12 protein-coding genes are annotated in these 12,990 nt (G+C 43.2%); 4 read left to right on the top strand and 8 right to left on the bottom strand.

Annotation, left to right across the window (positions count from 1 at the left end; translation table 11 throughout):
* The 3 genes from IX95_RS07560 to IX95_RS07550 form a co-directional block, all read right to left on the bottom strand.
* Complete coding sequence (locus tag IX95_RS07560) at positions 1-1,200, bottom strand: outer membrane beta-barrel protein (RefSeq protein WP_006960547.1); 1,200 nt, start codon at positions 1,198-1,200, stop codon at positions 1-3.
* A gap of 12 nt (positions 1,201-1,212) precedes the next feature.
* Positions 1,213-2,607, bottom strand: a complete 1,395-nt coding sequence (vpsL, locus tag IX95_RS07555) for an exopolysaccharide biosynthesis glycosyltransferase VpsL (RefSeq protein ID WP_038158361.1) — start codon at positions 2,605-2,607, stop codon at positions 1,213-1,215.
* A 449-nt stretch (positions 2,608-3,056) separates the two neighbouring features.
* Positions 3,057-3,665, bottom strand: coding sequence for a TetR/AcrR family transcriptional regulator (locus tag IX95_RS07550; RefSeq protein ID WP_038158359.1), 609 nt, complete (start codon positions 3,663-3,665; stop codon positions 3,057-3,059).
* Between the two features lie 109 nt (positions 3,666-3,774).
* Here IX95_RS07550 and IX95_RS07545 point away from each other — a divergent pair, with 109 nt between their 5' ends.
* Together IX95_RS07545 and IX95_RS07540 are read left to right on the top strand one after the other, a co-directional pair.
* The gene (locus IX95_RS07545; RefSeq protein ID WP_038158357.1) at positions 3,775-4,935 is read left to right on the top strand and encodes an MBL fold metallo-hydrolase; all 1,161 of its coding nucleotides are present in this window, start codon (positions 3,775-3,777) and stop codon (positions 4,933-4,935) included.
* Between the two features lie 158 nt (positions 4,936-5,093).
* Complete coding sequence (locus IX95_RS07540; RefSeq protein WP_038158355.1) at positions 5,094-6,338, top strand: MDR family MFS transporter; 1,245 nt, start codon at positions 5,094-5,096, stop codon at positions 6,336-6,338.
* Positions 6,339-6,367: 29 nt separating this feature from the next.
* On the opposite strand, the gene IX95_RS07535 is transcribed toward IX95_RS07540, so the two are convergent.
* The 3 genes from IX95_RS07535 to IX95_RS07525 form a co-directional block, all read right to left on the bottom strand.
* On the bottom strand, positions 6,368-7,462 hold the full coding sequence (locus IX95_RS07535; protein WP_038158353.1) for a mechanosensitive ion channel family protein: 1,095 nt from the start codon (positions 7,460-7,462) through the stop codon (positions 6,368-6,370).
* Positions 7,463-7,599: 137 nt separating this feature from the next.
* Complete coding sequence (locus IX95_RS07530; protein WP_019274227.1) at positions 7,600-8,043, bottom strand: DUF2850 domain-containing protein; 444 nt, start codon at positions 8,041-8,043, stop codon at positions 7,600-7,602.
* A 186-nt stretch (positions 8,044-8,229) separates the two neighbouring features.
* Entirely contained in the window at positions 8,230-9,540 is a 1,311-nt protein-coding gene (locus tag IX95_RS07525) for an ABC1 kinase family protein (RefSeq protein WP_038158352.1), read from the bottom strand.
* A 171-nt stretch (positions 9,541-9,711) separates the two neighbouring features.
* Between IX95_RS07525 and ppnP the strand changes: the two genes are divergently transcribed.
* Positions 9,712-9,993, top strand: coding sequence for a pyrimidine/purine nucleoside phosphorylase (gene ppnP / locus IX95_RS07520; RefSeq protein ID WP_038158351.1), 282 nt, complete (start codon positions 9,712-9,714; stop codon positions 9,991-9,993).
* Between the two features lie 348 nt (positions 9,994-10,341).
* A complete protein-coding gene (locus tag IX95_RS07515; RefSeq protein WP_019274230.1) occupies positions 10,342-10,629 on the top strand; it encodes a hypothetical protein in 288 nt (95 codons plus the stop codon).
* On the opposite strand, the gene IX95_RS07510 is transcribed toward IX95_RS07515, so the two are convergent.
* Positions 10,616-11,782 carry a GGDEF domain-containing protein gene (locus tag IX95_RS07510; protein WP_038158350.1) on the bottom strand — a complete coding sequence of 389 codons (1,167 nt, stop codon included), beginning with the start codon at positions 11,780-11,782 and terminating at the stop codon, positions 10,616-10,618. The two genes, IX95_RS07515 and IX95_RS07510, sit on opposite strands and share 14 nt — an antisense overlap.
* Before the next feature lie 296 nt (positions 11,783-12,078).
* Positions 12,079-12,966 carry a LysR substrate-binding domain-containing protein gene (locus IX95_RS07505; RefSeq protein WP_038158347.1) on the bottom strand — a complete coding sequence of 296 codons (888 nt, stop codon included), beginning with the start codon at positions 12,964-12,966 and terminating at the stop codon, positions 12,079-12,081.
* Positions 12,967-12,990: the final 24 nt, after the last annotated feature.

Genomic DNA, 12,990 nt, shown 5'->3' with positions numbered 1-12,990 from the left:
TTACATCACACCTTCTACTGCTACGTAGTAGACAGACTGGTCATAGCTAAAGTTGCTTAGATTAGAATCACGAGATTCGTAAGACACCCCGCCTTTGAACGTCAACCAACGACGAAAATCGTAATCAAGATAAACACTCGCTTTGGAAGTATCATCTTTGCGACTACTGTCAGTGTAATCTTCAGACAGATAAGAAAGCTCAGTATGCGTAGAGATAATTTCTGACCAGTTGTGTGACCAATTAGCGTTGTAGACTGAGGTATCAATTGCACCACCCAAACCATTAGGGTCAGTGGACTTACGGCTAGATTTCAGTTCGAGTGCTGAGTAGCTTCTCAGCATGTATGCAACGTCAACGTCCCATGAAAATGAGTCAAAATCCTCTCGCTGTGATGCGTCGAACTCTTTGTTCTGATAACCAATTTTAACACTGCCGCGTAGCTTACCGGTGGCATCCCATGAGGTGCCTAGGTAAACAAAATGGTGCAAGCTATCACGCTCGCTGGAACCCGGAGCGACTTCGTTGTAGCTACGGTCATTGACGATGTACTGCGCTAACAGCGATGTTTTAGGAAATGCTTTGTAGAAGAAAGCGGTACTGAATCTGCCTTCGTCCCAATCTTGATATCGAGTCACATTTCGGTTGTTCTTGTACGACAAATCACCCCAACCAACATTCGCTTCTATTTGACCTTTTGCTTCGGTGCTGCCATAGCGATAGCCAAGGTTGAACGAATTAGAGACATATTTGTTGTAGTCGAGGTTGGAGGTTGTATCGTTGTCACCACGGTTTTCATGCGTTTTGGCTAAGCTGTAGCGTAGATCAAGCGCATTTCTTGAGTTCGCTTCCCAGTAACTGGTCAGGTCAAGAAAGTGATCGGTATAGTTGTCGCGTTGTGAGCTAAAAAACTCACCGCGCTGGATGCGATAGCCAAGATTGTGCTTTTGTTTGTCACTTTCCAGCTCAAACCCGACACCGGGTTCATAGACAGCGAACCAAGAGCTGGTTTCATCAAACTCTTCTTTCGCCACGTTACTGTTATAGCCACTGTAGAGGTTCAGGTAAGGCACTATTGCGATACCCGATTCTGTTTCAATTGGCACAGGTGTTGGCGCCGCATAGACCGAATGAGAAACCGCAAGAGTCAGAAACCCGCTTGTGATTGATGTGAGTTTGTTGAATCTATTCATAATAAACATCATGTCCATGACTTAATAGGCATTTTTGCCAACAAAACCTTTGAAAACGGTAAGGAAAACAATCTTAATATCGAACCATAGAGACCATCTGTGGATGTAATCTAAGTCGAATTGCACGCGCTTTTCCATCTTGTCGATGGTGTTGGTTTCGCCGCGCCATCCGTTAACCTGAGCCCAACCTGTAATGCCTGGTTTCACTTTGTGGCGCAACATGTAACGGTTCACAATAGTGCGATACTCTTCGTTGTGCGCGACAGCGTGAGGACGTGGGCCAACAATAGACATGCGACCTTGCAGTACGTTGATAAACTGAGGGAGCTCGTCCAATGAAGTACGACGGATGAAAGCTCCGAACTTAGTCACACGCGGGTCGTTCTTTGTTGCCTGAGCGACCTTAGCGCCATTATCCATTACCTTCATGCTACGGAATTTCCACACTTTGATCGGCTTACCATCCAGGCCGTATCGAAGCTGCTTGAAAATGATTGGGCCCGGAGAAGAAATTTTTACACCGATCGCGACGGCAAGAAGTACTGGGCTAATCAACACAAGAATTAAGCTGCTCAAAACCAAATCTTCTAAACGTTTCAACCAAGTCGATAACCCATTAAACGGTGTGTCGAATATGCTGAATGCGTTGACTTCACCTATGGTGTACCAACGGGAATGCAATAGATTAAACGTGAAGAAATCGGGCACGACATACGTATTTACGGTACTGTCAGAAAAGGCCTCCAAAATATCTGAAATACGTTTTTGTGCCTGCATTGGCAAAGCAATATAGATATTTTGCACTTCGCCATTCTTTGCTAACGATAATGCATCTTTTATTGTGCCTAATATAGGTAAATCACTGGTTAGTCGCTTCGGCTCTCGGTCATCATAGAAACCCGTGAGTTTAATTCCTAATTCTGGATGATTACGCAAGTTGTTTGATAGTTCTAATCCTTGCGGAGTTAAACCTATAATGGCTGCTTTTTTTGTATGAACGCCCCGCTGATGGAGGTAATAAAGTGCCATGAAAGCGAACATGCGCCAAATAAGTAGAGCTGCAAAAGTGAGTACAATCCAATAACCAATAATTAGACGGGAAAAGTCTGGGCCAGTTTTTGAAAAATAGCTAAGTAACGTGAGTCCACCAACGGTAGAGACCCAACAAAAAGAAGTATAAAGCGCCAGAGAACGAAGTTTAGCAGTACGCCAATGGCTGTATATATCCAGACTTTCAGCGATGAAAGAGTAGATGATAACACCCAACAGACCTGCAGAGATGTAGCCTAAGGTAACAATGTGCGCATTTGCTTTGATAGCAATATACAACGCACAGAGTATTACCAAGCAGTCAATAAGACGATAAAAGACTTTACCGTGATAATTGGTAATACGTATCCTTCCTCGTTCACTCATTGTGAGCTCCTGAAATACATGTAATCCCTGTAAGGTTTTAACAAATAAAAATAGCAAGGCGCATTTTTATAACATCTTTATATAGGTTGCAATGATATAAGGTGGCTCAATATTAAGACTGATGGTGTATTGTTTTAGATTGAGGGTGATAGATTAAATTATTTACTAATAAATAGTGGGTTAGATAATTATTAGATGTTTTACTCAATAATTTGAGAGTGTGTTTTTTATTTATTTTATTTTCTAAGTTGGATGAGAATAATTGAATTTTCTCAAAATGGATACAATTATAGATGTCTGGGATTCTTATTTATAAGAATGGTCGTTATTGGCTATTTACAACAGGTATTTACTTTGAGTTTGGACTTTTTATTTAGTTATTTCTAATTAAACAGATGGTTAGAAGAGAGAGGCAAGAACTTGACTTGGTATTCTTGCCCAGAGAGACGTTATTTCGTCTGATAACGTGCAACGAAGGTGTGAGTTGCACATTCTACTGCGCTTTTTAGTAGCTCACAGTTTGCCGGAGGTTGATGCCCAAGTAGTTGAGGCCAAAAAACGACGGCTTTAATACTTCCGATAAATTGTTCAACAGCCATGGAGATGTCATCGACTTCAAGCACTCCAGCCTCAATGCCTTGTTTTACCCACTGATTAAGACCGTAAGAATCTTCGATAGCCTCAAAACGTTTCATCAGTAACTGAGAAGTGTGAGGGCATCGGATACATTCCGCCATGACTAAGCGTGCGGTCATCTGAAAATCGTCAGTATTGATGTAACACATCTGCTTGAGTGTGATATCGATAAGTTGCGCTGCCACTGACACAGAAGGTTCAAATTTCAGCTCACATTGTTCATCAAAGCGACATATTAGCTTATCTACAATGACCTCAAATAGAGCATCTTTGTTTGGGTAGTATTTGTATAACGTGCGTTTTGAAACCTCAGCATGTTTCGAAATACCTTCCATACTGGCCTGCTCAAAGCCTTTTTGAGAGAAAACTTCAATGGCGGATCTGATGATATCTTCTTGTTTTATATCGCTTCGTTTAATCATGCACTCATCTCAAGATACTTAAAGTAAACGATGGTGTTTACTTTTAATGTTGCAGTGTCTAAAGTATACACCATCGTTTACTTTCTTGGGTAGCCACTAGGTCATGAAAATGAGCAATAGGATCAAAGCATCGGTAAATTCAGCACTAGGTGTAATGGGATTCAGCCAGCTTCTTAACACCGAAAGCAGTGTTGAGCGTCAACAGAGCGAGCGGCTGAGAGCTAAAAGAATCGTCAACTCAAAGCAATTTAAAAATGGCAAAGTAGTGGCTAGAATGCCCAGCGTGCCTAGCCCTGAGAGTATGTCTGCAGTGATGTGGAAATTCTTTTTCCAACGAGGTTCCCTCAAGCCTCAAACCATGTTGCCCCATGTTCCCGTCAATATGGTCAAACTGGCACAACGTAGTGATGATATGCGTGTTACTTGGTTAGGACACTCAAGTCTATTTATCGATATAGACCGAACACGAATCCTTATTGACCCTGTGTTTGAGCATGCATCACCTTGGGTGGCGAAGAAGTTTTTTTCTCGAAATGTAAAAGCGCCGGTGAAACGTGATGAATTACCTCTACCAGACGCTATTGTCATTTCACATGATCACTATGACCATTTAGAAGAGTCGACGATTCGTTACTACGCTGATAAAGACGTCGTATTTATGGTGCCATTAGCGGTAGGGCGCCATTTAGAAAAGTGGGGCGTAAGCCCTGCTAAGATCCAAGAATTAGATTGGTGGGAGTCGACCACCATCAATGGCGTTAAGCTGATTGCAGCCCCAGCAAACCATAATTCTGGCCGTACTGGTTTTGATTCCAATAGCACGCTTTGGGCTTCTTGGGCCATCTATGGCAAATCTGGCTCATTGTTTTACAGCGGTGATTCAGCGTACGACACACATTTTAAAGAGATCGGAAAACAACTCGGACCGTTTGATATGGCATTCATTGAAGTGGCCGCCAATGTGAAAGAGGGCAAGGGTTTCCCTGTCGAAAACTGGGGGCATATGCAAGCGCGACATACGATGCAGGCATTTATGGATCTGGGCGCAGAGCGATTGTTCCCAGTTCATTGGTCCACTTTCGAGCTGTTTGCTCACAAGTGGGATGAACCCATGACCGATCTCATCGAAGAAGCCAAAGTTACGGACGCGAAATTAGTGACACCTATGGTTGGAGAAATACTTGAGCTCAATGATGAGATAAATACGTCATTCTGGTGGAAAAACCAGAGTGAAAAGTGGGTAAAAGGCGATTTAAGCTTTCAGAATTAGATACTATAACTCTATAGAAAATAAGCGATATTTTGACTAGGCCTGCGTATTGCGGGCCTTTTTATTGGAATTATAAATAACGCTATCTTTTACATTGAAAACTCATATACTCTAAGTTAACACTTATGCAACAAGCTGGTTAATGAAGGAGTAAGCCAATGGATAAAGAACAAAGTCTTTTTCAATGGGAAAGGGTGAAACGTTTTAACTTTTCCGTTTGGACAGTTCTGATTGGCGTACTCATTGCCCGGACTAGTTATTTCATGGCTTGGCCGTTTTTGATTGTCTTCCTCTATCAGGATTATGGTACCTCTGCTATCGAGGTTGGTTCGATGCTTGCAGCGTCTGCCTTGATAGGTTCAGTCGCTGGGCTCTATTCGGGTTATCTATCTGACAAGTTCGGCAGAAAGTGGCTGATGTCGGCCGGCTGTATCATCGCTTTTTTTGCGTATAACGGCATCGCTTCGGCGAGTGAAGTTTGGCATTTCTACATTCTCATTCTCTTTACTGGCTTGATGCATCCTCTCATTGATGGGCCAGCTAAGGCGGTGTTAGGAGACTCGCTTGATGATCTGAAAGACCGAGAGCTGGCACTTAACACACGTTACTTTTTGCTTAATATTGGTGGGGCAATAGGGCCTCTTATTGGGGTAACGCTGGCGTTATCGGATCCTCAAAGCCTGTTTATGGTGACTGGGTTTACTCACTTAGCGTATTGCTTTTGGATTCTTTTTGGGATTGAGCGTAAAGGCAAGTTTAAGCAACCTGATCGTTCACAATTACCCAATTTCCGCCAGACGTTGAAAGTCATCAGTAAAGACCGAATCTTCGTCTTGTTGATGTTGGCTAACCTGATGTTGATGTTCGTTTATGCGCAGCTCGAATCATCAGTTCCTCAGGTTATTGTGCGAAGTGGCATTGAAGAGTCTGCCACATTGATTGCGATGTTGCTGTTTATCAACACAGCGACCATTGTTCTATTCCAGTTCCCATTACTTAAACTGATGGAAAAGCTTCCGCTTTTTACCCGCACTCGCATAGGGATTATCCTGATTGCTATTGGGCAACTGGCATTCATTCTTTCACCAAAAGATGCCGCGATAGGCTGGGCGATAGCCAGCTTTATTATCAGCCTCGGAGAGGTGGTGACTTTCCCTACCATTAACGTTCAAATTGACCGACTCGCGCCTGCCCATTTGAGGGGCTCTTACTTCGGTGCGACGGCGCTCTATACGTTGGGCTTTGCAATTGGTCCATTGCTTGGGGGAATGATGATTGAGTGGTTAGGCGCCAACTGGTTATTTGGTTTCTGCTTTATCGTCTGTCTATCAATGATCTGGCTCTACTGGTATGCCGAACACGCCGAAGACCCAGTGGAGAGAGAACCTGTAACTCAAACATAAATAGAAGCCCTCGAATGAGGGCTTTATTATTAGAGTTCGTTTTGCGTCTGTTCGTCTGAAAATTGCGGCTCAAACTTCAAGGTTTGAGTTGGGTACGCGATATCTGCGCCATGCTTGTGAATGATAGACATGATTTTTAACAGAACATCTTCTTTGACTTCATGATAGCGAATCCAGTTAACGGTTTTGGTAAAGGTATACACCATCATTTGTAGTGATGATGGGCCAAACGCATTGAAGTTGACGATAAGAGTCTGCTTGGTATCAATATCAGGATGGTTTTTCAACATTGTCTTAATGTCTTTTACGATTTGAGCAACCTTCTCACCATCATCGTAGCGAACGCCGATGGTCTCTTTGATTCTTCGGTTGAGCATTCGTGATGGGTTTTCCACCACTATGTTGCTGAATACTGAGTTAGGAACATAAAGAGGTCGTTTGTCGAAAGTGCGGATAATTGTCATTCGCCACCCGATGCGTTCTACGGTGCCTTCGATCTGGCGATCCGGAGAGCGGATCCAGTCTCCGACTTTAAACGGACGATCGAAATAAATCATCATACCGCCAAAGAAGTTGGAGAGGAGATCTTTGGCTGCTAAACCCACAACCAAGCCACCGACACCACCAAAGGTTAGTAAACCGGACAAGCTTAGGCCAAATGCCTGCATGATGGTCAGCATACCAATGGTAATGAAGAACAGCCTCGACACCTTGGCTATCGCTTGGACTGTCGTCTCGTCCCTAGACTTCTGCTTTAAAACATATTCTTCGACATTGTTAATCAACCGCATGGTGATCCAGATAAAGACAGCGATCACCAGTAGAAGTTTTAAAGTACTTAGCCAGTTCAGCTTAGACCCCATGTAGTCTTGCAGAATGAATCCAAGTGAAATTGTCGCGGGCCAACACCAAATCAGTGTGCTGACGGGCGTTTTGAGTGCGTGTAGAGTAAGGTCATCCCAGTGGAATTTGGTTTTGCCGACAAGAATCTCTAGTCTACCGTAGATGATGCGCCATGCGATCCAAGCAAAGAAACTTGCGGCAGTGATGAACAGAACGTTGGTATCCCAGCTTTGCAGCATAGTCACAAGGTTCTGAGGCAATAAAGCAACTAACTCATTCATTTAAGGGGTCTTATTGTTGAAGTTATGAGGACAAGTATAAGGGGTTGTCAGTAGGCACACTACCGACATTTTTCCGACAGGTCTTATTCGCCTTCATTTCTGATGACGGTAAATCAATAAACTGAGCAACGCTCTGTTTATTTCTTACTGCTGAAGTGTTCAGATAAAGCGGCACGGCGATTTTTAGCCGAGCCACCACCACCCATATCTACGGTATCTTCATAACCGGCTTTGATAAACCGTTGAGTCGGGCTGTTGGGTTCTAAACGACGGAGCTGAGGGGATTTGAATGTGCCCGCAATTTGATAAATTGAAATACCGCCACCCGTCGTGACCGTCACTATTTTTCCATCAAAGCCGAAATTAGTGGTGATTAATCGGTCGTTGCGGTAAACGCCCCTCTCATTGAAGGTCAGAATCTCAGTATTATATTCAGGTGTACCAATTTCGATCCAACGACCGTAGACATGCTTGGGGTGTGTGTAATCTTTGTAGCTGACAAAAAGCAGGACCGCAAAAGCTACCGCCAATGTGACAAATAGCGTAGCAAAAGATAATTTTATAAAAGCTTCTTTTTCCATGTAAGAGCGCTTTTTCAATCTGGGTGCATTGGTCGTTTTATTTAACGCCACATTAAACTGCTCTGATCAGCGAAACTAACTCGAAAGTTTACCTTTAATTCAATCGCCGTGGTGCAAGAGTTTTCTTATTGACATTGATTATCAATGATAAGTTTGATCTTCAGTCCAAAAAATGCACATTTTATTTTAGTCAATATAAGGTGCCACCAACGCCTTAACATTGACTTTTGCTTTCAATCTTGCTGCTAATAAGTATAGCCCTCCTATCTTACGATGGAGAAATAGTGCATCTGCTGGAGGTGTGTGCCAGTAGTTTTTTTCCATACTTAGTACTGTCCCTGCTTCTCTCAATCTCACGGACAAATCACTGGCGCCAAAATCGTACTCCCCATCATAAAGCATGGGCTCGCAGGCCTGTTCGACCAAATTTAAAATGGCTGCTTTCTGTTGGCTTTCAATATCTTGACTAAAGAAACCTATCTGAGAGAGTGCGCTATCTAATGCATGACTATCATTTTTAGTCACCGCTTTAAACGCTCGTTGATAACCTTGACTGATTTTGTCGCTGTATGTTCTGGTCGCCCCGAAATCCAACAGAACGATTTTCTTACTCTCATGATTAAACAGATAGTTGGCAAAGTTGGGGTCTGTTTGCACAAGTTGATACTTAAACAGTTCTCTGAAAAGAAGGGATAGCAACGCGGTCATCACTTTATCACGAGTGATTTGGTCGCAATTACTGATTGTTTCAATAGGCTGCCCTTCGAGATAAGACATAGTTAGCACAGTTTCAGAGCTCACCGCAGGGTAAACTCTTGGAACTTCAAATTCAGTATCATTAATCAAATGCTTTCGATACGTTTCGAGAAATTCGGCTTCTTTTTTATAGTTGGCTTCGTCATGAAGTTGTTCTTTCGCTTGTTGAAGAAGGCCATTGATGTCGACATTCTTGGGAGTTAAGCCTACCAGGTTAAGAAGTGTCGCCACATTGTCCACATCACTGTCGATGCTTTTTCTGATACCTGGATATTGAACTTTGACTGCTATGGGATCACCGGCATCAGTATGAGCAAAGTGCACTTGTCCGATTGACGCACTGGCTATTGGCTTAAAGTTAAACGACAAGAATTGAGACTTCCAATCGTCGCCTAAGCCGCTCGACATGACTTGTGTGAGCTGCTTGGCCAACATGGGGTTGGCGTCAGAACGTAAACGAGCCAGAATATCGGCCAGCTCAGGGGAAAGAAGATCGCCCGCATCCATAGAGAGCATTTGGCCTATTTTCATTGCTGCACCGCGTAGGTGTGCTAATTGATCGGCCAGGCGTTTGATATTGGTAGGAGTAAGCAATAACTCTTGTTTACTCGGTTTATTGCCTTTCATCCATTGCTTTGTTCCTTCCGCAACGACATTAGAGCCTATTTTGGTCGCCAATGATGCCATCTGACCAAAACGAGATAATCTATTGGTTGGGATCTTGGATTCTTCCTTAGACATCGAACATTCTCCTATCTTTTGGGTGTTTATACGGCAACCCACTGTTTTTATATCACTTTGTAAATGCACCGCCTAGCGTGCGGTTGAAATACTTACTTGCTAGGTGTCAATGATTCCGATAAAAACTAGCTCTGATGCTTAGTTTCTATCGAATAATTTCAAGGAGGATACATGATCAAAGCAAATCATTATTTTGAAGGGAACGTACAGTCTTTAGCGTACGAGCAAGACGACGCACAATCTAGTGTAGGGGTAATGGCTCCTGGTGAATATACATTTGGCACGGCTGCGCCAGAGCGTATGACGGTTGTGCAGGGTAGCTTAACCGTTAAACGTGTTGGTGATGAGGATTGGGTAACTTACGCCAAAGGCGAGTCATTTAACGTAGCAGGCGACTCGTCATTCGATCTTAAAGTCACTGCAGCAACTGCTTATCTGTGCGAGTACCTTTAAAGTAAAACCAACAATCTCGTCGCGTATGTCTGTATGGCGGGCGGCGAGTAATAACATGCAAAACAAAACGCAATTCGATTTTAAAAACGCAAATCTCATCTTTAGAGGACGTATATTTCCTCTTTTCATCACATTACCGTCCAAAAATCATTTCCACATGCTTTCAAATCTTGGCAAAGACTTTGCTTGAATAAACTAATGAAAGGGTTTGAGAACAAGGCTATATGATTAAGTAGCTGCTTTATTGTTCGGAAATTCCGAAATATGGCTAAGTAATAAACAAATTTGTCAATTACACCGTTGGCTATACTTAGTTTGTGACGGAACCGATTCGAGAGGAGGTTGATGATGGCTGTAGTACCAAAACACAAAGACCCGCATGCTCGTTACGATCCCAATCAAGAGCTTACTGCAGATCAGTTGCACCGGTTTGGTAAAGTGGCGAATAAAGCGCAAGCTCGACGTGATCAAATTGCACAGCGTAGCTCTTTGTCGACAGCTGCAAGGGCAGCGAGAGAGGCTGCGATGAAACCCATTGTTGTGCCAAAGAAGGATAAACCTAATTCTGCTCGTTACGCTGCTTGGATGCTAGTCGTGATGGCTATCTGTCTATGGCTCATGTTCATGAGCCGTTAAACTTATTTATTGGGGTTACCTTCTCTGTATCAGTGCTCTTGATTGTGTTGGCTGCTCCAGCATGGTCACGTTGGTAATATCGATACTGGTTTTTTCCGTTATGTTTTGCAGCGTACATTGCTTTGTCTGCACAGCGAGTGAGCTCTGGCAGTGAATCTCCATCGGTTGGAAAGATTGCGACACCAGCGCTTACGGTGAGTTTATTAATCCTTTCTGTGCTTTGGTAGCTGTCTTCAAACAAATGACAGATGCGCTCCAGTATATTGTTAAGGTCTTTTATGCTTCGTACATCGTAAAGAAGTAAGACAAACTCATCACCAGCATAACGTGCGATTGAATAGTCGTGTTTCTGTGTCTTCCTGTCTTTAGAGCGAATATTGTTCTTTAGGCGTTTTGAGAAATGTTGTAAAACTCGATCCCCTACATCATGGCCATAGGTATCATTGATGGCCTTAAAGTTATCAATATCGAGAAACACCATTGCGGTGACCGTCTTATTGGCACGTACTTCTTCTAATTTCTCCATTGCCCAGCTCTCAAAGCTCCAACGATTCGCAAGTCCAGTGAGTTGATCGCGATAAGCGAGGTCTTCAATCCCCTCTTTATAGAGCGATTGAATATAGTTGACGACTTTGGAGTAGAAGTAAGATGAGGTATTACACAGTAAGCATAGGGCAAATAAACTGATCAGAAATCTATCTACAGAGAGCTGCAGTGGCACAGAAACTAAATCCGTAAATAGACAGGTGATCATCGTCAAAACATAGAAGCTACTACTGAACAGCAATCCATAGCGGAATTCACAGACAAAAATAACAGCCGCCATAATAGGGTAGAGCCAAAGAAGGCGATCGGAGATATGTTCGCCGAATAGTAGCAACATCATTCCTTGAAAGAGCAAAACACATGAAAGCACCAAGTCTGAAAAGTTGGCTGACTGATTAAGCCTGAGGTACCAAAGATTGGCTGAGAGCACTGCCACACACAGCATATTGAGTGTGCCAAACAGGTAGTTTTGATTGGCAATATGGATAGAGCCGTAATAGGTTAAAATGACGAGCGCAATGACAGAACAGAGGAGCACGACTTTGCATTTGCGAGCAGAGCGCATATCCGCCATTTCTTCTAAATGTTGTCCTACAAAACTCGCCATTTGATTCCTTGCCCGTAAATTCACAATCCGGCAATTAAAGTCTAGAAGAAAAAAAGGAGTCTGAATGAAGGTATTAGAAAAGGAAATTGAATGAGATCAATTAATTATATGAGTCGTATTGCTTATAAGTTGGGGCTAAATTTAAGGCACTAAATTTTGGCGCATAGGTAACTCATTGTATTTGATGGTCAAATATAATAATCGATAATAAATTGGCGTTTTTAACTCTATGATTAGTTTAGAGAAAATGGAGACCCAATGTCATTCTATATAATAAAAAAATCTATAAATGGCAGCTAAGTGCTGAATTCACTACGAAGCCAGTTGCGAAGTATCAGAACGTGTTCATTTTTAAGTTTCTCGGGCTGGCAGGCGAAGTAAAAATCCTGATGAGGGTTGAGGACTGGCTGGCCAACCTCGACGAGAGAGCCATGACTGACATCGTCTCGGATGAACTGTCGATGTGTCACAAAGACACCCAGTTTACGAATGGTCGCTTGAACCGCTTGAATTGAGGCTGAAAAGCTCAAATTATTGGCAAAAGGTGGCATAGAGAGTTGATGGTTTTCACACCATACCTGCCAGTCATATTTTCGTCTGTCGTTAGCAGCAACGATAGCGGGATACTGAGCCAATAAAGATGCTGGTGTGGTCTCGTCATTGACTAACTCAGGGCTAGCGGCCATCACCAATTCATCCCTAGCTAGTAACTCGCAGTAGTAATCAGGCCAATCGTCAGTCTTTCCATGAATGATTGCGACATCAATGCCCTCGTTTTCCATCACAAAGCTACCGATTAGGTTTGAAATGCGTATATCCAGTTGCGGCGCATACTGATTAAATCGATTGACTCGGGGAATCCACCAGTGCATTGCCAGAGAGTGGACCATATTGAGCGTCAGTCTCTGACTCTGTTGTTCGTCAATCAGATTTTGAGTGGCCGCTACAATCTGTTCTATTGCCGGGGCTACTTGTTTGTAGTACCTGCGGCCAGCTGCATTGAGAACCACTTTTCGCCCCGCTCGAATAAACAACGCCTGACCGATTTGCGTTTCGAGTGACTTGATAGCTTGGCTAACAGCAGAGTGGCTGACGCTCAGCTCATTGGCTGCCTCCGTCATACTGCCTGTTTCTGCAGCAGCAATGAAGGAGTAAATAGACTTAAGAGGTGCTAGTTTTTTCATCTGTAAGTTTTTCTTACTTAACCT

The sequence above is a fragment of the Vibrio sp. B183 genome, assembly GCF_000740665.1.
Classification (GTDB): domain Bacteria; phylum Pseudomonadota; class Gammaproteobacteria; order Enterobacterales; family Vibrionaceae; genus Vibrio; species Vibrio coralliilyticus.
This window is presented reverse-complemented; position numbering and strand designations above follow the sequence as displayed.